The sequence below is a fragment of the Paraburkholderia elongata genome (assembly GCF_013177735.1).
Classification (GTDB): Bacteria; Pseudomonadota; Gammaproteobacteria; order Burkholderiales; family Burkholderiaceae; genus Paraburkholderia; species Paraburkholderia elongata.
In genome coordinates this window covers 21,453-41,615 of record NZ_WOEZ01000327.1, presented here as the reverse complement: position 1 = coordinate 41,615, position 20,163 = coordinate 21,453, and the positions used below count along the sequence as shown (strand labels likewise).

The window sequence follows — 20,163 nt, the reverse complement described above, 5'->3', positions numbered from 1 at the left end:
CGTGATGGCTTGCGATTGAATGCCTAATTTAGCTTGGCGAGTGCGGGATTTGAGAATTGCTGGTATTCAAGACGCCTGTTTTCTTGTTTCGCGAGCTTCCCGTACAGGAGGGATAGGAATTGACCAACCCTCTCATCGTCCACTTTGAACGATGCGTTGCATGCGGGGTGGGTTGGGAGAATAAACGGACTATGCGCTTTGTCCGATTGCGCGATACACGTACTCGGCGGCACATGATCGCGGTTCTTGTTGTTCCGGTCCAGCAACTGGCCGCACACGTAACAGAATGGCAGCCTGTTGACGATCTGCAAGGCCTTTTGCCCGATCAAGGATGGCATGTCGCACCCGCTTCTGGCTTATGGTGTTTTTACGTACTCTCGTCATTCAGCTTCCGCACTGTACTGTGTTTCCTGAACATAAAGTAGGTCGCGCGGATCGCGCTGAGCCAGCTTTATTGAGCGGTCACCGCATCAACGAATGTCCGCTTCACGGTGAATTGGCTGACTGCACCGGGTCGGTCTCAGCCAATCGCGGAGCGCTCGCTCGATGACCGGCTGGGTGCGGCCAATCTAGATCGTTGATTCTTCTCTGTCAGGTCGCCGACAATCCGTATGCGTCGGAACTGGGTCGAAGCGTGAACGCTATATCTTGCGCGAAGCGGGCTTTCGATGTCTCTCACACGCCTAGACCAGAGCACAGTCCATGAACCGTGACACTTGGACGTCGGCTAAGGGCGCAAAATCTGCGCAAGTGTTATCGCGCAGGTTCCGAGAGAATCAGCCGTTCAAGTGACTGTGCGGAACGAGCGAGCGGCAGCATTCGGCCGGTTCCGCCCTTGTGTAGAACGTCAGAAAGCGGTCGCGCGAACACCGTATGGCCGAAGTCTTGCTGGCCGACACCGCTGCTCGAATGGCGGTTCCAGCATCGAAGCTGCCCCACGAGTCACGCCTGGTCGACGGACTCCTCCGAGTCGCGTGCCGCCGGTCGCCGTCAGGCAGAAGTCGGCCACAAGGAGACGCTCAGGATTTCACTCCAGACCGGTCATTCAAACTTGCGTCAGCGCAACGACATGCTTAGCTGTATGCGTGTGATCCACGGCCAGTCAGGATCGAAGCGAAAACGTCGGGATCAATGCTCCCCCCTGAAAGGACCACCACAAGGCGTTGGCCAGCGAAGAATGGGTGATGATGGGCGGCCGCGAGTGCTGCGGCACCTGCGCCCTCACCCACGAGGTGGTTGTATTTCGCCAATAGGCGGACGGAGTCGGCAGTTGCATCGAGCGATGTCGAGCGGCATGCGCCACTCCCAGCGCAAAATTTCCTGTGCTCGCCGTGTAGACCCCTTTGGTAGCTCGGCTGGCGATAGAGTCATGATCGCATTGAGCGAGCAACGTATCTTGAACGATCCGCGCGGCTGAAGATTCTCTGGCTTTAGGACTATCGAGTTGCCGCCGCTCGGCCCCATATACGGAAGGAGAGGGATACGGAAGACCTCTTTTGAAAGCGTGTGCGATGCCTGCTCGATATCGTTGCGACGCACATCGGCCAGGAAATTCGGTGCGGAATCGACCGGAAGGGGCTTCCGATGATGGTGCAGGATGTCTGGAAGGGCCATGCTTTCCTCGCGTCTATTCAACGTGTCTGAGCCTCCGAACGCTTCAGCTCGCGCCCAGATGCTTCCGCAGGAACGGTACGATCGTGCGCGCGACGGCGTCAGGATTGTCGATGAAAGGCCAGTGCCCACTGTCGCGCAGAATCAACACCTCGGCGCGGGGAAAGACCTTGCACTGCCGCTCGGCGAAGTCCACGGAAATATAGGGATCGTGGGCGCCCCATACGACCTGTGCAGGCAGATTCAACGGGCGCAACGCGTTGGCGATGTCCTGCATGGCGCCGTTCGTCTCGCGGGTGTTGCGATAGAGCCGCAGCACGGCGCGTCGGGTGCGAGCATCGAAGTTGCTAAACGCCCGGTCGACGTATTCCACGGGCAAGCCACGCGGGTTTCCGTGCCGAAGCAGAAGCCGCATCCCGGCACGCGTTGTCGTGGCCATGAACAATTCGCCCGGCCACGGCGTCTGCCAGATACGCGCGAGATAGTGCCATCGGTAATCAAGCAAGATGCCTGTGTTGATCAATGTAACGCTCGCGATGGCGCAAGGATTGGCCGCGGCCCACGCGAGGCCCCAAGGGCCGCCGAAGTCGTGCATGACGAGATGGGCACGCTGGACATTGCACTCAACCAGCAGACGACCGAGATGGCGTGCGTAGCCACGCACGCTGTAGTCAAACTGTTCAGGTTTGTCGGCATTGCCGAAACCTGGCATGTCCATGGCGAGGGCGCGGCCGAATTCACCCACACTGGCCACGAGTCGCGTCCAGTCAGCAGTCGATCCCGGATTGCCGTGCACGAAAACGACTGCCTCGACGGCGTCGGGCGGTCCTGCCTCCAACAGGGGGGAGCGGATTCCATCGACGCGGACGGAGGTCTCTTTCATGGCTGTCCAGGGCAGCGAAGTCGGACGCGTCATTCATCAGACCGGCGCGTCAGGTTGCGCGGAGCGCGCGGCGGGCCGACGCAGATCGACCCAAGCGGCCCTCAGCAGAGCGCCGGGCGACAAGAACCTTGCCGGCCCGATCAGACGCGCGCCAAAGGCGTGCAGATGTCTCGCTGCTGCCGCGTCTTTCGCCGCGGCCGAGAAGTTAAGCCGTTCGATCGCGTTGAGTCCGCGTCGGCGTGCAAAGTCGACTATAAGAAAGCGATGTCCATTGAGTTCCCGAGAAACACGCTTCGCGTAGCTGTGCAGGGCTGGCGCAATCGGGCGCCCCTGTCGTAGAGCTGGGGTAAGCGTGTCAACGAGCCACTCCGCCGTCTGGAACGCGAACCCGCAACCGACGCCCCACAGGGGGTCGATACTCATTAGGGCATCACCGACGAACGCGGGGCGAGATGGAGCGCTTCCACTACCTTGGCGTCACGTTCGGCCTGTCGAATATAGTTAGCGGATTGCATGGACGGCCTCGAGCAAGGATACCCCGTGCTTAGCAGGATTCATACCGGCGGACAATGGCCGTCGGGACTGGCACGGGCGCATGCCCCGGCATCCCTGCCGGCCGATTTTTCCGAGGAAAGCCGGCTTCATGCGGCAGGCGGCTTGGTTTTCACGACGTTGACCGCAAACTTCCTCGTAACGGGCGCCGCGTCAGGGGCTTTACGAGGTCAAGAAATCGCCCGCCCATGCCGATATTACGGTCGTGGCCATACATGACCGCCGCGCCCAAAACGCCTTGACTTCGCCACGGACAAGCCTAGAATGTACATATCATGTCCATGTACATAGGGGTGGCAGAATGGCAAGTGCAACAGAGCGGATCGTTGTCCAGGTGACTGCGGTTCAAAAGCGGGCGATCGCGAGTACCGCGAAGCGTCTCGGGCTTAACGTGAGCGAGTTGATGCGCCAAGCGGCGCAGGGCTTCACGCCGTCCGAGGACGAACAGGACATGCATGCGCTGATCGCGCGAGTGAATGCGTCCACAAACGAAGCGAACGATGCGCTGGACGACGCGCTTGCGTTCGTTGCGGAATCGAACAAGCGAATTGCGGCGTTGACGGAAGGTAAGCACTGATGGGCGTAACCGACAAGGTGTGGGACGCGCTCACTACCGTTATCAAGATGAATGACAAAGTGGTGTCGCTTGCTGGCATTGTCAAGGATCAGCAGGCGAAGATTGAGAGCTTGACGGAGCGGGTCATTCGACTCGAAGCGACGTTGGAACTCATGATGCGCGCAGGCGGCGACACCAAAAACCTCCTTCGTTGACGGGAAAAGCACTGCAAAGTAACAGTCAATGACAAAGCAGATCGAGCCATTCAAGTTCATTTTTCACGCAGGCGAGGTCGGTCACACGTGCGCCGCTGGTCCGGTTGGTTCGGGCAAGACAACATATTTGGCGCATGTCATGGCGTCCGAGCCTCGATTGGCGGCAGCCTCGGTGGACTCGCGCGCACCCGAAACACCTACTTCTAACGACAAGCAGTAATAGCCGGAAAAGAGAACAGCATGTCTGAAAGCACTGGCTCCGACGTTCACGAGGAATCAAACAATTGGGAAAAGGTTATGGGGCGAGTGCGGGCGCAGACTCCTGAAGAATTGCATTCGTTGCGTTCAAGAATGTTCGGCGCTTACACTGCGTTTGTAGCGGCGGCATTACTAGCCTCGATAACGAATTCAGGCGTGATCGGAGGGGGCCGTCTCGTTGTTTCTCTACTCGCTCTATCGTTGCCGGCGCTCGTCGCACAACTTTTGCTCGATCGTACGGTTACGGTGATCCAGCGGCGCAAAGTGAGCTTGTACCGCGGGCTGGCCCGCTGGATAGGCTTCGTGCCCAGCATCGCCGCGTTTACGTTGCTCGTAGGGCACGTTTCGGTCGTAGGCGCGGTATTCTTCGCTCTGGGATGCTTCTACTGGTTCTTCGTGGTCGACGTCGTGACCGCTGCTGGAGCGAAGAGCGAAGACTCCACAGTCTGAATCTCATGTGAACCGTTCTAGATCGGAAATCGGAAAAGCAGCGGCGCATAGCGCCCCGACGGCCGGGAGCCGATCACAATGGATGAAGGAAGGGCCATGCTCACCAAATTCATTGAAGTAACCATTGTCTCCGACTCAGCCGACACGTCGGCACACGCGCGCAAAGCAAGTGTGCGCGCCGATCAGATTACAAGTTTTGTGGACATTTCGGCCGAGAAATTTAGCGGGCATCCGCTAGTGAGAATCAGTCTCGCCGAGCCGCATGATTTCGTGAACAGCGACGACGAGGCGGGCGGCGTCGTTCGCGCTCAGCGTACGATTTTTGTGCAGGAGAGCTACGAGACTATTCAGCGCCTCTTGCGCGATGTCTCTGCGAGCGCATAGCCGGGAAGATCTAGCTTTTGGGTGAAGCCTGGAACACAGTGAACGATGAAAGCACATAGCAATGCGCAAAAGCTGGTCGATTGGCTGCGTGAGAATCAGCCCGCCACCGTCGCGCAAGTCGCTGCCACCGGCATGATGAATTCGCGCGATGCATCGGACGCTGTCCAGTATGCGACTCGCCACGGTGTACTGGAGCGCATCAAACGGCCAGGGGCCAGCGCGAGCGAGCGCGTTCAGTATCGACTGACCGGACACGCCTTGCCGGCTCTCAAATCTGCGCCCGTTGCGCCGTCGTTCGACGGCCTGCTTTTAGCGTGGGGGATTGCACGCACTCCGCCACGGTTGCCCGCGCACACATCGCACAAGCTGGAACTGACCGATTAACGATTCGACGGAAAAGCGAATGACAAGCAAACACGAAGAGCTGGCGAGACGCGCCGTGGAAATGTTGGCCGACTTCGACGCGGTCGAGCGCGAGCTGAAATTCAAAGCTGGCCGGCTCATTCAGGGATATGTTCGTCATATCGACGCGCCGGCTGAAAACGTGAAATTCGTACCGATCGACGCCTCCGGACAGGTCATGGGTGGGGTTTCAGTGGGTCGATAGTTCAGGAGACACCGAAGACGGTCGCGCAGCGCGTATTGGAGAGTCGCGAAGGTCTCGCGTCATGCCGCCATCGATCCAGTCGGCGGGGTTCTCTCGGAGCTGTCGGTGGGGTGTGGGGCGTTTGCGTGGCACTCGGAGTGGCAATCGTTACGCTCGTATTGCTTAATCGGGCGAGGCTCACTGCGCTGCGTGAAAGTGTCGACGCGGGAGCGAACGCCGCGGTGTTGCCGGTGCTCAGCGTGAGCAGTCTGGTCGGTTACGGCGCGGTGATCGCAGCGCTGCCTGCGTTCGCGCTCGTCCGCGAATGGGTACTTGGCATCGGCGCGGGCCCGCTGGTGTCGCTAGCGGTAGCGACTAACCTGTTGGCTGCACTGACAGGCTCGGCGTCCGGCGGCATGACGATCGCGCTCGACGCGCTCGGCAGCACGTACCTGCAACTGGCTGCACAGCATCACATTGATCCGGCGTTGCTGCACCGTGTGGCGGTGATTTCTTCCGGTACGCTGGACAGCCTGCCGCACAACGGCGCGGTCGTCACGCTGCTCGCGGTGTGTGGCTCGACACATCGCGAAAGCTATCGCGACATTGTGATGGTGGGTATTGTTGGCGCGCTGCTGGCGCTCGTTATAGTGATCGCAATCGGGTCGGTCGCTGGATCGTTCTAGGTTGACGTTTATGTGTCAATGTCGATCGGCCCGAAGGCCATACCTGGAGACTTCAAGCCAAAGCCGGGGCACATGGCCGGAGAATGCCTGGATCAACAGTATCTCGACTTCTCCTCGATCAATTCGGATGCGGCTTAACTCACCTGAATTCATAAGGGCCATAAAGATCATGCAAGACGCACATGTGCTGTTGCCCGACGCGCTGGTAGTGCTCGCGATCGTGATCGCCTCCCGGTTGGGAGACTTCTGCTCCGAAGCAACGAACCGGCGTCTTACTTACCTCGTCGCGCTCCTGTCGTCGACTGCGGCGGGCGTGTGGTTCGCGATCCAGTCATTCGATCCGCATCAGTACTATTTCTTCTCGCGAATGATCGTGATCGATTCATTCGCCAGCGTGATGAAGGCGGTCGTGTCGCTTGGCTTCGCTGTCTCGCTCGTCTATTCGCGCAGATATCTCGAAGATCGCGACCTGTTCCGCGACCACGTGTTCCTGCTCGGCATGTTCTCGCTGCTCGGCCAGCTGATCATGATCTCGGGCAACCACTTCCTGATGCTGTACCTCGGTCTCGAGCTGATGTCGCTGTCGCTGTACGCAATGGTCGCGTTGCGGCGCGACGTCGCGCAATCGAGCGAAGCGGCGATGAAGTACTACGTGCTTGGCGCACTGGCTACGGGTTTCCTGCTGTACGGTATCTCGATGCTCTACGGCGCGACGGGCTCGCTCGAACTGAACGAGGTACTGAAGGCGGTTGCTTCGGGCCGCATCAACGATGCCGTGCTGCTGTTTGGAGTTATTTTCATCGTCGCAGGCGTTGCATTCAAGATGGGAGCGGCGCCGTTCCATATGTGGGTGCCGGACGTCTATCAGGGTGCGCCGACCGCGATGACGCTCTTCGTCGGCGGCGGTCCGAAGGTCGCGGCGTTCGCGTGGGGCCTGCGCTTCCTCGTGATGGGTCTGCTGCCGCTCGCCGTTAACTGGCAGGAAATGCTCGTGATTCTCGCGGCGCTGTCGATGATCGTCGGCAACATCACGGGTATCGTCCAGCGCAACATCCAACCGCACGTCCTTACAAAATGCCGAACACTGCACCCGTCATATAAACACCGACGTACAGCAAGGTGAATGCCACCCGGCCGGCGATCACACGTCGGGCGTGTGCCTGATCGTCGCTTTCATTGGAAACGTTGAGTCTTTCAACGTTGCCACGACGTTTTGAAGGCGCGCATCTGAAACGTCGGCGAACTCGAGGGTGAGCGACTCTGCACCACGCTGGGCATCAACATGCGCCGTCCATGCACAAACGTTAGCTGCACATTCCTGCAAATTTTGCCAGATGGCAATGACGCGGAGCCCGCCGGCGTCGGCGCTAATGGTGAGGATTTGTCTATTCATGATCGGCAGCGATCTCTGCTGTCTCGCGACAGACGGCACGGGCCTAGCCTCGAGACGGCGGGGCGAACGGGAACAGTACCCGCGTATTATGACAAAATGAATTCCGGAGGTCCATCAACAGCGCCCGGTGAGCCTTCATGCACCACCCGGCTCGTGCGATCGCTGCGCGACGCAAATCCGCGCGGAAGCTCGGCGGCGAAGACCGTCAAGTTCACAGCGGGGAAGGCATTCAAGGACTCCGTCAACGTGCCGTAAAAGACGGGCACGTGATGATCAGGGTCAGGCCGAACGTTGTCGGTACGGTGTGCTGGGATCTCCCGCTGCACTGGGCAAGACCCGGTGCGCATAGCGCGCAATCGGGAAATCAAACGTGCCGCGCAGGTTGATGCCCTCCAGATGCGTCGGCGCAATGCGCCGCAGGGCCGCCGCCTGAAGGGCGTCTCCACTCATGGCCCCGATCTGGTCAACGGCGCGCTGCATATGCATCGTGTTCCAGGCCATCACGGCATTGGTGAGCAGCGCCAGCGATGACGACACCGCCGCTAGCGAATCGTGATGCTTCGTCAGTCAAGCGAGCTGCCCGTGCGCCGCGCATTCGGGGTGGGCGCGAACCAGCTGATCGGCCTGGTGTGGCAGCATCCGCGGCCGTTCATGATCGGTCTCGGCCATACCTTCCTGCCGCATGCGCCGGACTCGTCCTTTCCGAGCGACCATGCGACCGTATTTGCCGGCATCGCCCTGACGTTGCTGCTGGGCGGTGCGCGCTGGCTGGGCGGGTTCACGGTGCTGGCCGGGGCGTTGGTCGCCTGGGCGCGGGTCTTTCTCGGCGTTCACTTCCCGCTGGACAAGTTCGGCGCCGCCGCGGTGGCCGGCGTGGCCTACGTGCTGATCGCGCCGCTCTGGCATCTCGCTGGCATGGCTGTGACGCGATCGGCGATCATCCTGTACCGAAAACCCCTCGCGCGGCCAATCGCCCTGGGCTGGCTGCGGCGCTGACTGTCACCAACCAATGCAGCGCAATCAAATCGTCGCCGCCTTCGATTTCGACGGCACCATCACCACTCAGACAGTCTGCGTGACTTCGTGCGTTACACGGTCGGTCGCGGCCGGTTTGCCGTCGGAGTCATGCGTGCATCGCCGTGGCTTGTCGGCCTGCTTACTGGCGTGTGCGATCGGGGCTCCTGCGCGTTTTCTGGCGGCGACGCTCGGCGGCATGACCCAACTCGAACTGGATGGCGCGGCGCAACGGTATGCAACAGAAAAGTTGAATGGCCTGATCGGGGTTCCAAGCATATCGAATGCCGCGCCGCTGTTGTTGCCAGTTCTGTTGATTAATATAATTATGCAAAATGCATAGGAATCCGAAGTTTATCGAGAACCGAATTAACAATGCAACTACCCCTGCGGCAAGTGCTGCGCCCGAATAAGTAATCTGTTAAGGCTTGCCGATACGCCGATTACGGGATCGGCGAAGGGTCCGTTCCCGTCAGAAAAACCCTCAGCTGCCGCTCCGCTTCCAATACTTCGTGAAGAGGAGCCCTTGCGAGCTGGGCGTCATACAGCGTCAGCAGCGCTTCAAAGTCGCAGATTACCTCAGACGCGAGCCGCCACTCCCCCGTCTCATGAGCGTGCGCCAAAGTGTTCTCGACCGCGTATTCGGCGATCTTGAACTGCTCCACCGGTTGGTTGCCGTAACCAGCGCGCTGCAGATACCAGCTCAGGTACACCGCGCGCATAAGTTCATTGACCAGATGGCTGTTGCCATGTCCGTCGCGGCATGCGACCAGCGCAAGATGACAGGACAGCGACCGTTCACTGGCGGAGGCGCGATCCATCGGCAATAGAAGTGCTTTCGTCAGCGGCCTGCGGGCTCGGCCGGGGGAGCTGTTTCGCCTGGAAGACATTTTTTCGACATTGCGACGCCGGAAAGCAATTGATTATAGCGAAGCCATATCAGAGATACGGCGGCGACGACAACCAAGGGCCGAGTTCGACCCTCAACGGACGGTGGCCCAGGCGGCACCTAGTCGGCAGCTTACTGGGTATAACGGTCATTCACTCCTTCGAGTCGCTCTGCAGGTCATCGGCCAAGTGGCTGTTCGCGGCAGCAACACGACTTGGCTAATGTCCGCTGAGGGGCCGCACGCGGGCACCTTCATTGCGTGATGCGCCGCGTGCAGATTTATGCCTCATTGGCCCGCGTTCTCGAATGGCAGCGTCCAGACGCTCACAGTGTTCGTGTTGTCGTCGACCGCCGCAAAGCGCACGAACTCATGCTGCGGCTGTGCGAACGCGATTCGAAACACACCGTCTGGCGCCGGGTCGATGGAAAGCCGCGCGACGAAGCGGGCTTGCGGCGTGAATTCGACGATTTCGCTCGGCTGTTTCGGATCGGCGTTGACCGCGTCGCCGTTCGCGACGAACAGATGGCCGTTCGGTCCGAGGGTCATCGCGATCGGGCCGCGCAAATGGGCGTTGTCCGCGTAGATCACCACACCCTTGCTGCCGTCGTGCTGCGAGTTGCCCGCCCAATTGCATCCGTATGCCGCCATCGAGCGTATAAATTGAAGCAGGTGGACGAGCCACCGTCAGGAGACACAGCCATGAAATTCATGACGACCTTCCACTGGGCACCGGATACCCAACAGCGTGCCGAAGCCATCGCGCGCTTTCAGCGAACCGGCGGGCTCCCGCCTGACGGCATCCGGTTGGTGGGCCGGTGGACGCGAGCCGATCTGGGCGCAGGGTTCGATCTGCTCGAAACAGATGATATGAAGAAACTCACCGAGTTCGCCTACCAGTGGAGCGATCTGATGGAGCTGGACATCGTCCCAGTGCTTAACGACCCCGAGCTGAGCGAGGTGCTGGGGCGCGTAGTGAAATAGAGGGGTTCAACGCACGTTCGATATCGACGCTATTCGACATGAACACAACCGGGCGCGCCCGCAGCCACGGCCTGCGGCACCGCGTGATCCTTGCAGCCGGACCAGGACGCTGGCGACGGACGATCCTGGCCCTGCTTGTCGTTCTGATCGGCTATGCCGCCGCCGATCTCTTCTGGCCGTTGCACCGTGACCTGAGCCGCTTCGATCCCATCGCGACGGGGACACTCGAAACGAAAATATGGCACTCCTACTATGACCGCCAGCACGTGGCGCTCTTTCTTGAACTGGCGCAAACCCTGCGCACGCAATACCACTTTCCGTGGCTAAGGTCGTACGTCGGCGCTTACTACGGCGCATCGGCCGCATTCACCTTCAAGGAGGGCAAGGAACGCAGCGATTACGAAAAAGCGTTGCCGGCGCTGCAAACCTATTTCAGCCTGATCCGCAACACGGGGGACCGCGACTTCGATGTCCCGCGCACCACCGCGCTCGAACTGGAATGGTGGATCGTGCACCGGCAGCGTGAACGTTATCCGCCCGGCGCGTTGGGCAGCGCGTGTGCTGAAGCTGCCGCATCGCTGTATAGGGTGCCCGTGGGCTCGACACTCGAACACGGCCAGTTGCGCGCGCAAGCGATGCTGCTTCGCGACGCCCGTGAAGAAGCGGGCAGCGTCACCGACGCCGATTGGGCAACCATCGAATCGCTACTGCACCGGAGCTACCTCTCGCTTGGCCATGCCGTTTCATCGACAAACGCCGTCGCCGGCGCGCGATGAGCGACGCGCCAGCCCGCTCGAGAAGCCACATTGACGCGCCGCTTCATGTGGCTGTCGCGACGAAACGATTTGCATCGCTTTAGAGGAGCAATGCGTTTGTGCACCTTTAGGCGCCAAACCTTTATGCGCCAATTTATAAGGGCGGGTCATGACCTCAAGCAAATGACCATCGGGATCCTCGAACTACACTCTCCGGCACATCGTTGTGCAGATAGGTTGCCGGCACGTTGTTTGCCGGGATCGGCCCAGTACATAAGCCATCGGTCACGAATACGAGAGAAGACCTGGTCGAATTCGTCTTCACTAGTCAGAAACGCGTAATGCCGCATGGAAATCGCACTGTCGTTGAATAGCCGCTTGCGACCGATACTGTTGAAAAAGTCGGTGACGGTCGTTCTAACCCGGTTTTCATGGGTCGCTTTACCCTTAGCAGATGCTCGCGAGCGGTTTGCGGGGCGATCTGAGAGGTCGAATTTTTCGCTCGTGGTGTTAGGGCGACGCGCTACGACTTTTTCAACAGAATCGACCCGAACCGGCCACTGGGTCGGCGCGACGTCAAGGACCGCGTCCGAGTGCGAAGCAGCCGCTCAAATGTCCTCGCATTTGCGAAAACGAATGACAGCAACTGAGCCGACAGTTGTCTTGCCACCGGCCGCGCTGTCGGAACGGCAGCCTACATACAAACGGCTGCAGGGCTGCTGCACAGCGGGGTCATTCACGTTGCGGCGGCTTGGAATCGCGTCGACAGAATAGTGGGTAGAATCCAGCGGTAATACGGCGCTAAAACGAGGGGTTTGCCATGACGACACGAAGACAAGTCCTGGCCACTGTCTGTGCCTTGACCGTGATCGTAAATGTCCCTGTGGCTGTACGCAGCCAGCCGAGCGCTTCAACGCGACGGATTGGATTCATCTCGCCCGGGGGGACGGCCGTCGTCGAGAGTTTTCGCGCAAGTCTCGCCGACCTTGGTTACATGGACGGTCGCGACATTCACATCGACTTTCGGGCTGCAAATGGCCAGTTGGATCGGCTTCCCGAATTGGCTGGTGAACTGGTCGGACTCAAGGTAGATGTGATCGCCGTTGTTGGAGCCGTCACGGCCCGTGCTGTGCAAAAAGCCACCACGAGCATACCGATTGTGTTCGCCATCGTGGTTGACCCTGTGGCGGACCGCGTGGTTGCGAGCACGGACCGGCCGGGCGGAAACATGTCGGGAGTGACAAGCTTCGACCCGCAACAAGCCAGAATGCAGATCAGCCTTCTCAAGGAAGCGGTTCCGTCACTCGAGCGTGTAGCGATTCTGTGGGATCTGGGCGTCTCAGAGTTGCTAACGCACGCCAATGAGGAGGCCGCGCGATCGCTAGGATTGCGCCCGCAGTCGTTCGGCGTTAGGGGCCCAACTCCCGACATCGATGGTGCATTTGCGGCAATGCTGAGCGAGCATGCTGGCGCAGTGCTGGTACTGGAAGAGCCCATCACGGTTGTGCACAGGAAGCGGATTGCCGAACTGGCCAATGCGCATCGACTTCCGTCGATGTTCGCTCGCGACTGGATGGATGCTGGTGGCTTGATGGCATATGGAACGAGCGTAGTCGAGGCTGTGCGGCGTATGGCCGGGTTTGTGGACAGGATCCTGAAAGGTGCAAGTGTCGGTGACTTACCTGTCGAAACGGTGACGCGGCAAGAGCTGGTTTTGAACGTTAAGACGGCACGTGAGATTGATTTGACTTTCCCGCCGGATCTGCTTAAACGTGCGAACACGATCGTCCGATAGGCTAAATCGGATCTCATCAGCTTCAAACTGCCGAACATCACAACTTGAGCGCTACACCCTCGACATGAAACTTTTCCCTGAAGCGGCCATTCGCTGACCGCATAACGCAGTGACATGTGGATGACCGCTTCGGCCTAGGACTTGTCAGCCATGATCAACGCGCGAAAGTCCGTTGTCTTGTGGATACTGTTGAAAAAGTCGGTGACGGTCGTTCTAACCCGGTTTTCATGGGTCGCTTTACCCTTAACCGATGCTCGCGAGCGGTTTGTGGGGCGATCTGAGAGGTCGATTTTTTCGCTCGTGATGTTGGGGCGACGCGCTACGACTTTTTCAACAGTATCTTGTGAGGACCCGACCTTCGAATGTCGACATGCGAGCTGGTCGGAACGACCGGAGACGGCCGTCTGCCGCCTTGCGTGGCATCAGCTCCTTTCTCATACCCGGATCCAGATGACCGACATGCCCGCGCGTTCGGCAACAGTGACATATTTAATGCGCGACCGGCAACACCTTGCCCGGTAAGGCTCGACGGCGAGCCGATCGCCCGACGCGCGCGCGCGATTACTGGCCGCCCTCCGTGCGGATCGTCAAATGGTTGTCGACGGAAGTGACGCCCGCCACGCCCTTCGCGACGCTCGCTGCTTGATCAATCTGCGACTCGTCGGGCACGGTGCCTGTCAGCGACACAGCACCGCTACGCGCGCGCACGGTCACATTGGCAACATCGATCCCCCCAGCCTTCGCGAGCGCGGCACGCACTTTCTTGCCCAAAGCGCGGTTTTCCGCCTTGACCGACTTCGCGGTCGGTGCGGCGGGCGCCATTGCGCCGCCTTCGCTGGACTGCGCATAGGTGTTGACTGAAGCCAGGACAATCAGCGCGCAGCTCGCTAATTTGATCGCTTTGATTGCGTTCATACACGTTCTCCGATGGCGATGATTCGGGACGGCCTCTAATGAAGCCACTACACTACAGCGGCGCTGCCGGGTTGCCCGACATTCCGAGGAAATGTTCTCCGGTCGAAGCGATATATCTGGGAAGACTACGGGGATAGGGAGAAGCTCCCGGCTATCCTCGCCCGTGTGCTGAACAGTACGATACCTTGAACCGTGCGGCTCTGCACGCCAGCCCTAAGCGCGTTATCTCGAGCATCTTGGCGAGGAACCTGGCTATGTGTTCTCGATCCGATGCACGTTGCCATACCGACTACGACATCGATCCATTTGTGCAGTTCGTCGCGACTCGAAGCCAGCAACTGTTTCTGGTTGCGTATGTAGTTGGTTACGCTGAGCGTGTTGTGCGAGGCGAGGAGTGTCTTGAGTTGCCGGTAAATGATTGGGATGAGACGCACGCATTTGCGTGAACCACTGCGCGATCGAGTGCGTATCGTCAATCGCCGTCGTCAGCCTCTCGCTGACATGGCTCAGCGGCCCCCGTCGCCGACTTAACGGGTCGGGCAAGCAGGTCCATTGAATGACATCGGCAGAGTCAAGAGCGACTATGTTGCGCCAACTCTGCCAGCCGACGGCAAGTAACGAGGGCAACTGAGTCACGAGCGGCACCGGATGTCCGAAGTTGCCGCTTCTGCCCGATACGTTGGACTCTTGTCGACCCACGACCGTCGTTCGATCATCCGCTGCCGAGATGACCTTTCTCGAGGGTACAGCGGCCATTCAGTTACGCTGCGGTCGTTGGACCATTCAGGCGCCTTTCACACCTTGCCTGCCGTCATTCCCCGGTGATTCGCTTAATGCCTGGCGGGTCTTTACCCATGCCTTTCGGATTGGATGCCTACTTGCTTTCATATCCATCCGGGCAAGAATTAGTACGGATTGCGCAGGTAAGCGAGGTTAGCCGTGTCAGAGGTCGTGGCGTGCGAGTTGTATTCGGTCTCTGCACAGGCGTTGGATCCTCAATCGACCCGAGTGAAGCAGAGAATCAAGGAGAAGCTGTCATGAAGAAGTTGATTGTTTTGTTTGTGGGTATTGCAGCGACATCGGTCGCCATGGCGCAGGCGAGTCCGCCGCACATTACGCCGCCTTCGGGCATTTCACCGCAACAGGGCCTTGGCACTCCGCAGGCAATGGGCCACCCGGTTCCGACCGGTCTGGTTAACGGAACTGCAACCGTGCCATCTCAAGCCACGCCCTCACCATCTTTCCCTGGCATAGCCGGTGGCGGCGTTTATGGGGCGTTGGGCGGCACATCTGCTCAAAATCCGACCAACCCAGGTACCGTGCGCCAGGGGCAGTAGAGTTCCGGATTCATTCGATTCGCCAAGGGCGGACTAAATTCGTGGTTAGTGGGCGTGGCGCCGCCAACCTGGCTTGTGCGCTAGCCATTGATAAGTCTACGTCGGCGGATAGACCGGACGGGAAATAGCCCCTACGCGGCATTGACTAGCAGGGGCTATTTGCTGAATTGCACGGCCAGTTGGCCGAGGAATAATGTCCGTTGCTGGATGTCGAGCGGCCTCACATATGGGGGGGGCGGCAGACTTCCGAGCGTCCGCATTTGGCGGCGCGCAGACCTTCGCGTGTTCAGATCACACGGACAGTGGTCGGCCTTCTCGAGAGAACATGCGTTGTGGGCTCTTCCAGCGCAACGTAGTCAAACGTACAGACAGTCAATCGACGCTCGTGGTTGCATTGAGCGTTTAATATTCGCTGGCTTTCCCCAAGGGGGCGAGCAATGAGCGAGATGCCCCGCACGCGCCATTCAATTCATGAGTATCAGAACCGCCTAGGCTGGGACCATACGCTGACGCCCGTATTGGCCGTGGCTCCAGGTGCAACCGTCGAGTTCTTTCCGGTCGACGCACCGGGGGGGAACTGAGTCCAACAGGAGCGACCAAAATGTCCCGAACCTTAAGTGCTCAGGCGATGGCTGTCCCTAAGCCTGGTCTTGCAGCCAATCCCGCGGTTCGCTTGTCATTGGTGATGCAGGGGGGGGTGTTCGCTTTGGTACTGGCCGCCTCGTCGGTTCTGCTAGTCGCCTGCGGTGGCGATAACGATTCGGGGTCGGCGACGCAGGCACGATTCCAATCGACGGCTGTCAGTGTAAGCGAAGGCAGTCAAGCCGGCGCCAGCGGCAACCCGGCATCGGAGCCAAGCAAGGCCATCAGCGCACCCGGCATCTCGATCTCGGTACAGCCGCAAAGCATTGCCGTAACCTCAGGCCAGACAGCAACCTTCTCTGTGACCGCGTCGGGCAACGGGCCGCTGATGTATCAATGGCAGATCGACGACGTCAAGATCGCTGGTGCGACGAGTTCGAAGTACACCACCGGCGCTCTATCTATCGGTGATACGGACTCGGTCTTTTCGGTCGTCGTCAGCGACGGGACGGGCAAAGTCACCAGCGCCGGTGCCAAACTCAGCGTCAGGCCGCCGGAGACGGGTGTGACGGCCCCCAGCATCACGTCGCAGCCGCGCAGCCAGTCGGTGCTCGCCGGGCAGACCGCGACCTTCTTCGTGGCGGTCGAGAGCAGCCAGACGCCCACCTACCAGTGGCGCCGCAACGGGGTTGCGATTCCAGCGGCCATTGGCGCCAGTTACACGACGCCGCCGGTCGCGCCCACCGACAACGGCGCCAGATACAGCGTCGAGGTCCGTAGCGGCGCGGGCTCGACAACGAGCGCCGATGCGCTGTTGAGCTTGACGCCTGCACCCACCACATCCGGGTAGTTTGGGCCGTCGCGACCTTATCATCGGTGCAGCATGGCGGATTTCGATGGTGAATCGACATGATGTCGGGACGGAGGGCAGCGGCCTCTGAGCAACAATCAAGCCAGAGGTATTTACGGTCCGTGGGCGCAATTCATAATGTCCGGAACTCTTGATTGCGACCAAGTATTCACGATGATCCGATTTCTATTAATTTCTAAGGAAATGCCATGCTTACTAGACATCTAGTTCTTGCATCCGCGGCTGCACTCTTCGCATTGGCTGCGCCCATGGCGCACGCTGCGCCAGCCGTGGTCATCAACCCGGCCGGCGGCTGCGGTCTGGCTGACGGCAACGGAAACTTTGTCTTCACGACCGATACCAAGGCCGTTGTCACGCAGAACAACAACAACAATTCAATGTTTCAATGCAAGGCGAATGTGCCACCGTCCGCATCGGGCTCGGCAGCGCGATTTGACTTTGCATCAACGGGAGCCTTGTGCGGCCTCTTAACTTCGACTGGTTTACAACTTACCGACCAATGGCATGAAACTGTTTCGGCCAGCGGGGAGGCCATGCTGATCTGCCTTGTCACCGGAAAGCCATGAGACTCGCACAAGCGATCCAATCTAGATGCCCCGGGGATTGAAGGTGAAGGTCCCGGAGCCTGGCCGTGAGGCACCTTCCGCGACGTTTCGAAATACGTTCCGGCGGCACCTTCGTTCGGTCGCGCTGTGATATGGGCGGTATGGCGGTGGCGGCCAGCGCCATGCCGCCCGCGAATCGGACGAGCATGGCGCGGCAGCGCCCATGTCCAATGAAAAAGTCGTGCATGTCGGTTTCCTGGTAAACGGGACGATCGCCACCCGTGAAAGGCGACGGTATCTCGGGAATCAGAAAACCGTGAGCGGCGGCCCTCTCGAGGGCGCGAGGGAAAGGGAAAAGCGCGCGCGAGCAATATCCGGCGTAACCGGATACTCGATCTCATGCGGACCCGGAACGGACGGAATCCAGGCTGGTATACGGACCCGGCCAGCGGTGGGTGATGCGCGAGCAGATTGCAGTAGCATGTCTTCGCCTGATGACCGCCGGGAACGGAATGATCGCACGTGTGAGGCCCAGTGTCCGCGCCCGTCGAGTAGAGCGCTGCGGCGACTGGGTCGAGGCCGGCTACAGCTTGCTCATCAGCGGCAGGCCTGCGACACCCCCGGCACGCGGGGCGTGGCTGCCGTTCCTGGCGGTCAACCCGGTCGAGATGGTCGTTGCGTACCGCGACTGATACGTGGCTAACTGTCGCTGGCAAAAGTCGAATGGCGGCTTCCGCGTGCGGAAGCGACTGCTGAGTGTCCATCCGTGCGTGCGCCTGATTGACCGAAAGTGGCCGCACACAGCCTTTTCGCAGCTGGCGTGCGACGGGCCAATTCCACCGTCCGGCTGTCCAATCAATCTGTGTCGCCAACCCGGCAAGTCCAATGGATTCCGTTCCAAGTAGTCTGCCGCGTGACCGAATTCGTTTACGGGTCCTTGATTTGTAATCACGCGCAGTCCGACGAATTCCGTCTTCGGACAAGAGGATTGCGTTGACGGCTACAATAGTTCGACCATAAAGGTTTGTTCCCAGCGAAAGAGCGTCGATTGTTGGAATCATTGGTGACGCGGTGACCGATAGGAGAGGGCCGTGATGAATACACACGAGTGCGAATCACTGGATGAATTCTGGGAACTGATTTCACCGATAGGGCCTCTCTTCTCTGGGCCGATGCTTAATTCGCGAATCATATATCGTGGGCAAAGCGATAGTGATTGGTTGTTGAGTCCGCAGGTTTATCGCGAGGATGTAATAAAAAAATACAAACCGGGGATACCTGCGCTCTTTGACGATCATCCCGGTCAAACGCTTTTCGAGTGGGGGCTGCTCGATTCGTTCATCTACCACTGTGATATGCGCGGCCTTTCAATACCGAATGATTCAATGAAGTTCAGGGAATATTTCGGCTTCCAGAACATCATGCAAATGAACTCCTACGAGAACAGCTCTTGGCCGCAAGACGAGGTTTTGCCGCTGATGGCCGTAGCCCAGCATCACGGCATCCCGACGCGCCTCCTCGACTGGTCGAGTAACTCAATTATCGCAAGTTATTTCGCGGCAGTGGGCGCTGTCAACGCACAGAGCGTTGGGAAACAGAGAAAAATCGCTGTCTTCGGTTTCATTTTTGATGCGCATCGACAGAATGCCGAATATCGATATAAGTGTTCACGAAAAATTGACTTGGAATTTCGTGCCGTATCCGTTCAGCAGTTCGGCGAGCTCAGCGTCGATGGTTTCTTTTGTCCAGGTGACGAAGCGTCGCCAGTGATATTTGAAATGTTTCCAGACGATCTCAATCAGATTGAGCTCGGGACTGTATGGCGGCAGATGGAAGAGGAGCGTTTTGTGTTCAATGAACCAGCGATCCAGCGTAGCCTGGTCGATGCTGTGATGGATGCTCGCGTTATCGAGCACGATCACGGTGGGTTTGCCATCGCCCTGCTGGAGCAGCGCTTCGATGAACTCGACGACATGGAGTCCCTTGACGGTGCGCGTGTGCGAGGCATGGATCAGCGCATTCTTGCCGAAGTCGAGCGCGCCGATGATCGAGCGCCTGCAGTGGCTGTTGGGTTCTATGGCATGGGGCAAGCCGCGTGGTGACCAGCTGCGCTGAACCGGTGGTGCTGCGCAAATGCCCGCTTCGTCCAGGTAGAACAGGCGGCATTGCCCGTCGCGGGCGGCGACCTGAAGTTTGTCGAGCGTGGCCTGCTTCATGGCGAACGCCTCTTCGTCACGCTTTTTTTCAGGGTGTAGCGGTTGCGCTTGAACGAGAAGCCTTCGCGCTTGAGAGCCTCTCCGAGCGTTTCGATGCGGCACGGCAGCGCCTCACCACGCATCTCCTGCACGCGTTGCGCAATCTGGCCAAGGGTCAACGGTTCGGCACGGGCTATTTCCAACGCCGTGGCGACCATCGCTTCAGAAAGGGCTCGTGGCCGGCCGCCGTTATGGCCGCCCGTGAGGGCGCATACGCCGCCGTCGCGCCATGCGCGAGCCCAGTTGTAGATCGACTGGTCACTGACGCCAAGCTGCTCAGCGATGGCCTTCGGCTTGACCTTGCGCCCAAGCTGCAACAGGCCCGCTGCACGCGTGCGTGCATCCCGGTGCCTGTGATTGATCGAAAGCTGCTGCAATGTGATTTCCTCGACTTCGCTCAGGTCTACCACGCACTTCATCCGCTACCCCGGCTTCAAAAGGTTGCCAGGTTAGCCAAATCCAAACAGATTTACCAGGAACACTTATCCATGTTCCGGGGAGCACTTCTGCGAATCTTGCTGCTCAAGGTGGTTCATTTTTGCTGGTCAACAATTCCGGTCGCAGAGGCGAGGATTTTACGATTAACGTTTCTTTGGAAACGAAGTTAGTTGAACATGATCGCTTGGTCAAGATCACGTTGCCAGTTAAA

Annotated in this window: 22 protein-coding genes and 5 pseudogenes; 19 read left to right on the top strand and 8 right to left on the bottom strand. The window is 59.2% G+C overall.

What is annotated here, in order from left to right; genetic code table 11:
• Positions 1-1,657: 1,657 nt before the first annotated feature.
• Positions 1,658-2,494 carry an alpha/beta fold hydrolase gene (locus GNZ13_RS50330; RefSeq protein WP_172178925.1) on the bottom strand — a complete coding sequence of 279 codons (837 nt, stop codon included), beginning with the start codon at positions 2,492-2,494 and terminating at the stop codon, positions 1,658-1,660.
• An 853-nt stretch (positions 2,495-3,347) separates the two neighbouring features.
• Between GNZ13_RS50330 and GNZ13_RS50325 the strand changes: the two genes are divergently transcribed.
• The 8 genes and pseudogenes from GNZ13_RS50325 to GNZ13_RS50290 form a co-directional block, all read left to right on the top strand.
• A complete protein-coding gene (locus tag GNZ13_RS50325; protein WP_172178924.1) occupies positions 3,348-3,623 on the top strand; it encodes a plasmid mobilization protein in 276 nt (91 codons plus the stop codon).
• Positions 3,623-3,817 (top strand): hypothetical protein, encoded by a 195-nt coding sequence (locus GNZ13_RS50320; RefSeq protein WP_172178923.1) that lies wholly within the window; start codon positions 3,623-3,625, stop codon positions 3,815-3,817. Before GNZ13_RS50325 ends, GNZ13_RS50320 begins: the two co-directional genes overlap by 1 nt.
• A 240-nt stretch (positions 3,818-4,057) precedes the next feature.
• Positions 4,058-4,525: a hypothetical protein gene (locus GNZ13_RS50315; protein ID WP_172178922.1), complete on the top strand. Its 468-nt coding sequence runs from the start codon at positions 4,058-4,060 to the stop codon at positions 4,523-4,525.
• A gap of 96 nt (positions 4,526-4,621) precedes the next feature.
• Positions 4,622-4,909, top strand: coding sequence for a hypothetical protein (locus tag GNZ13_RS50310; protein WP_172178921.1), 288 nt, complete (start codon positions 4,622-4,624; stop codon positions 4,907-4,909).
• A 45-nt stretch (positions 4,910-4,954) separates the two neighbouring features.
• Entirely contained in the window at positions 4,955-5,293 is a 339-nt protein-coding gene (locus tag GNZ13_RS50305; RefSeq protein WP_172178920.1) for a hypothetical protein, read from the top strand.
• 19 nt (positions 5,294-5,312) lie between these two features.
• Positions 5,313-5,516 (top strand): hypothetical protein, encoded by a 204-nt coding sequence (locus GNZ13_RS50300; RefSeq protein WP_172178919.1) that lies wholly within the window; start codon positions 5,313-5,315, stop codon positions 5,514-5,516.
• A gap of 89 nt (positions 5,517-5,605) precedes the next feature.
• A pseudogene (locus GNZ13_RS50295) lies at positions 5,606-6,181 on the top strand (GntP family permease); the annotation flags it as partial.
• Positions 6,182-6,350: 169 nt separating this feature from the next.
• Positions 6,351-7,238: pseudogene (locus GNZ13_RS50290) on the top strand (NADH-quinone oxidoreductase subunit N); the annotation flags it as partial.
• Between the two features lie 84 nt (positions 7,239-7,322).
• On the opposite strand, the gene GNZ13_RS50285 reads toward GNZ13_RS50290, so the two are convergent.
• Together GNZ13_RS50285 and GNZ13_RS50280 are read right to left on the bottom strand one after the other, a co-directional pair.
• Positions 7,323-7,574: a hypothetical protein gene (locus tag GNZ13_RS50285; RefSeq protein ID WP_172178918.1), complete on the bottom strand. Its 252-nt coding sequence runs from the start codon at positions 7,572-7,574 to the stop codon at positions 7,323-7,325.
• Between the two features lie 279 nt (positions 7,575-7,853).
• Positions 7,854-8,141 (bottom strand): annotated as a pseudogene (locus GNZ13_RS50280) (Tn3 family transposase); the annotation flags it as partial.
• A gap of 33 nt (positions 8,142-8,174) precedes the next feature.
• On the opposite strand from GNZ13_RS50280, the pseudogene GNZ13_RS50275 reads away from it, so the two are divergent.
• Positions 8,175-8,570, top strand: a pseudogene (locus tag GNZ13_RS50275) (phosphatase PAP2 family protein); the annotation flags it as partial.
• Between the two features lie 13 nt (positions 8,571-8,583).
• Positions 8,584-8,931 (top strand): hypothetical protein, encoded by a 348-nt coding sequence (locus tag GNZ13_RS50270; RefSeq protein WP_172178916.1) that lies wholly within the window; start codon positions 8,584-8,586, stop codon positions 8,929-8,931.
• Between the two features lie 100 nt (positions 8,932-9,031).
• Here the strand turns inward: GNZ13_RS50270 and GNZ13_RS50265 are convergent, their stop codons facing one another.
• Both GNZ13_RS50265 and GNZ13_RS50260 read right to left on the bottom strand, forming a co-directional pair.
• Positions 9,032-9,409 carry a hypothetical protein gene (locus tag GNZ13_RS50265; RefSeq protein WP_172178915.1) on the bottom strand — a complete coding sequence of 126 codons (378 nt, stop codon included), beginning with the start codon at positions 9,407-9,409 and terminating at the stop codon, positions 9,032-9,034.
• Between the two features lie 354 nt (positions 9,410-9,763).
• Complete coding sequence (locus GNZ13_RS50260) at positions 9,764-10,126, bottom strand: hypothetical protein (RefSeq protein WP_172178914.1); 363 nt, start codon at positions 10,124-10,126, stop codon at positions 9,764-9,766.
• Between the two features lie 51 nt (positions 10,127-10,177).
• Between GNZ13_RS50260 and GNZ13_RS50255 the strand changes: the two genes are divergently transcribed.
• The 3 genes from GNZ13_RS50255 (at position 10,178) to GNZ13_RS50245 (ending at position 13,009) form a co-directional block, all read left to right on the top strand.
• Positions 10,178-10,459, top strand: coding sequence for a DUF3303 domain-containing protein (locus GNZ13_RS50255; RefSeq protein WP_172178913.1), 282 nt, complete (start codon positions 10,178-10,180; stop codon positions 10,457-10,459).
• A gap of 38 nt (positions 10,460-10,497) precedes the next feature.
• On the top strand, positions 10,498-11,235 hold the full coding sequence (locus GNZ13_RS50250; protein ID WP_236002563.1) for a hypothetical protein: 738 nt from the start codon (positions 10,498-10,500) through the stop codon (positions 11,233-11,235).
• A 799-nt stretch (positions 11,236-12,034) separates the two neighbouring features.
• A complete protein-coding gene (locus tag GNZ13_RS50245) occupies positions 12,035-13,009 on the top strand; it encodes an ABC transporter substrate-binding protein (protein ID WP_172178912.1) in 975 nt (324 codons plus the stop codon).
• 561 nt (positions 13,010-13,570) lie between these two features.
• On the opposite strand, the gene GNZ13_RS50240 is transcribed toward GNZ13_RS50245, so the two are convergent.
• On the bottom strand, positions 13,571-13,924 hold the full coding sequence (locus GNZ13_RS50240; RefSeq protein ID WP_172178911.1) for a BON domain-containing protein: 354 nt from the start codon (positions 13,922-13,924) through the stop codon (positions 13,571-13,573).
• A gap of 1,037 nt (positions 13,925-14,961) precedes the next feature.
• Between GNZ13_RS50240 and GNZ13_RS50235 the strand changes: the two genes are divergently transcribed.
• The 6 genes and pseudogenes from GNZ13_RS50235 to GNZ13_RS54565 form a co-directional block, all read left to right on the top strand.
• Positions 14,962-15,261 carry a hypothetical protein gene (locus GNZ13_RS50235; protein WP_172178910.1) on the top strand — a complete coding sequence of 100 codons (300 nt, stop codon included), beginning with the start codon at positions 14,962-14,964 and terminating at the stop codon, positions 15,259-15,261.
• Between the two features lie 437 nt (positions 15,262-15,698).
• Positions 15,699-15,842 (top strand): hypothetical protein, encoded by a 144-nt coding sequence (locus GNZ13_RS50230; RefSeq protein ID WP_216675331.1) that lies wholly within the window; start codon positions 15,699-15,701, stop codon positions 15,840-15,842.
• A gap of 20 nt (positions 15,843-15,862) precedes the next feature.
• Complete coding sequence (locus tag GNZ13_RS50225) at positions 15,863-16,693, top strand: immunoglobulin domain-containing protein (RefSeq protein WP_172178909.1); 831 nt, start codon at positions 15,863-15,865, stop codon at positions 16,691-16,693.
• A 209-nt stretch (positions 16,694-16,902) separates the two neighbouring features.
• The gene (locus GNZ13_RS50220) at positions 16,903-17,280 is read left to right on the top strand and encodes a hypothetical protein (protein WP_172178908.1); all 378 of its coding nucleotides are present in this window, start codon (positions 16,903-16,905) and stop codon (positions 17,278-17,280) included.
• Positions 17,281-17,783: 503 nt separating this feature from the next.
• Positions 17,784-17,951 carry a hypothetical protein gene (locus GNZ13_RS50215; RefSeq protein WP_172178907.1) on the top strand — a complete coding sequence of 56 codons (168 nt, stop codon included), beginning with the start codon at positions 17,784-17,786 and terminating at the stop codon, positions 17,949-17,951.
• A gap of 402 nt (positions 17,952-18,353) precedes the next feature.
• Positions 18,354-18,809 (top strand): annotated as a pseudogene (locus tag GNZ13_RS54565) (FRG domain-containing protein); the annotation flags it as partial.
• Positions 18,810-18,926: 117 nt separating this feature from the next.
• On the opposite strand, the gene GNZ13_RS54560 reads toward GNZ13_RS54565, so the two are convergent.
• The gene (locus GNZ13_RS54560; RefSeq protein ID WP_172178934.1) at positions 18,927-19,475 is read right to left on the bottom strand and encodes an IS630 family transposase; all 549 of its coding nucleotides are present in this window, start codon (positions 19,473-19,475) and stop codon (positions 18,927-18,929) included.
• Complete coding sequence (locus GNZ13_RS50200) at positions 19,472-19,933, bottom strand: helix-turn-helix domain-containing protein (protein ID WP_172178906.1); 462 nt, start codon at positions 19,931-19,933, stop codon at positions 19,472-19,474. The genes GNZ13_RS54560 and GNZ13_RS50200 overlap by 4 nt, the downstream gene beginning before the upstream one ends.
• Positions 19,934-20,163 lie beyond the last annotated feature (230 nt).

Coding starts and splice junctions, on each gene's coding strand:
- GNZ13_RS50220 (WP_172178908.1), top strand. CDS start 16,903: ATGCTTACTAGACATCTAGTTCTTGCATCCGCGGCTGCACTCTTCGCA.
- GNZ13_RS50230 (WP_216675331.1), top strand. CDS start 15,699: ATGAGCGAGATGCCCCGCACGCGCCATTCAATTCATGAGTATCAGAAC.
- GNZ13_RS50330 (WP_172178925.1), bottom strand. CDS start 2,494: ATGAAAGAGACCTCCGTCCGCGTCGATGGAATCCGCTCCCCCCTGTTG.
- GNZ13_RS50285 (WP_172178918.1), bottom strand. CDS start 7,574: ATGAATAGACAAATCCTCACCATTAGCGCCGACGCCGGCGGGCTCCGC.
- GNZ13_RS50245 (WP_172178912.1), top strand. CDS start 12,035: ATGACGACACGAAGACAAGTCCTGGCCACTGTCTGTGCCTTGACCGTG.
- GNZ13_RS50320 (WP_172178923.1), top strand. CDS start 3,623: ATGGGCGTAACCGACAAGGTGTGGGACGCGCTCACTACCGTTATCAAG.
- GNZ13_RS50225 (WP_172178909.1), top strand. CDS start 15,863: ATGTCCCGAACCTTAAGTGCTCAGGCGATGGCTGTCCCTAAGCCTGGT.
- GNZ13_RS50265 (WP_172178915.1), bottom strand. CDS start 9,409: ATGGATCGCGCCTCCGCCAGTGAACGGTCGCTGTCCTGTCATCTTGCG.
- GNZ13_RS50305 (WP_172178920.1), top strand. CDS start 4,955: ATGAAAGCACATAGCAATGCGCAAAAGCTGGTCGATTGGCTGCGTGAG.
- GNZ13_RS50240 (WP_172178911.1), bottom strand. CDS start 13,924: ATGAACGCAATCAAAGCGATCAAATTAGCGAGCTGCGCGCTGATTGTC.
- GNZ13_RS50315 (WP_172178922.1), top strand. CDS start 4,058: ATGTCTGAAAGCACTGGCTCCGACGTTCACGAGGAATCAAACAATTGG.
- GNZ13_RS50310 (WP_172178921.1), top strand. CDS start 4,622: ATGCTCACCAAATTCATTGAAGTAACCATTGTCTCCGACTCAGCCGAC.
- GNZ13_RS50255 (WP_172178913.1), top strand. CDS start 10,178: ATGAAATTCATGACGACCTTCCACTGGGCACCGGATACCCAACAGCGT.
- GNZ13_RS50200 (WP_172178906.1), bottom strand. CDS start 19,933: ATGAAGTGCGTGGTAGACCTGAGCGAAGTCGAGGAAATCACATTGCAG.
- GNZ13_RS50270 (WP_172178916.1), top strand. CDS start 8,584: ATGCAGCGCAATCAAATCGTCGCCGCCTTCGATTTCGACGGCACCATC.
- GNZ13_RS50260 (WP_172178914.1), bottom strand. CDS start 10,126: ATGGCGGCATACGGATGCAATTGGGCGGGCAACTCGCAGCACGACGGC.
- GNZ13_RS50300 (WP_172178919.1), top strand. CDS start 5,313: ATGACAAGCAAACACGAAGAGCTGGCGAGACGCGCCGTGGAAATGTTG.
- GNZ13_RS50235 (WP_172178910.1), top strand. CDS start 14,962: ATGAAGAAGTTGATTGTTTTGTTTGTGGGTATTGCAGCGACATCGGTC.
- GNZ13_RS50250 (WP_236002563.1), top strand. CDS start 10,498: ATGAACACAACCGGGCGCGCCCGCAGCCACGGCCTGCGGCACCGCGTG.
- GNZ13_RS54560 (WP_172178934.1), bottom strand. CDS start 19,475: ATGAAGCAGGCCACGCTCGACAAACTTCAGGTCGCCGCCCGCGACGGG.
- GNZ13_RS50325 (WP_172178924.1), top strand. CDS start 3,348: ATGGCAAGTGCAACAGAGCGGATCGTTGTCCAGGTGACTGCGGTTCAA.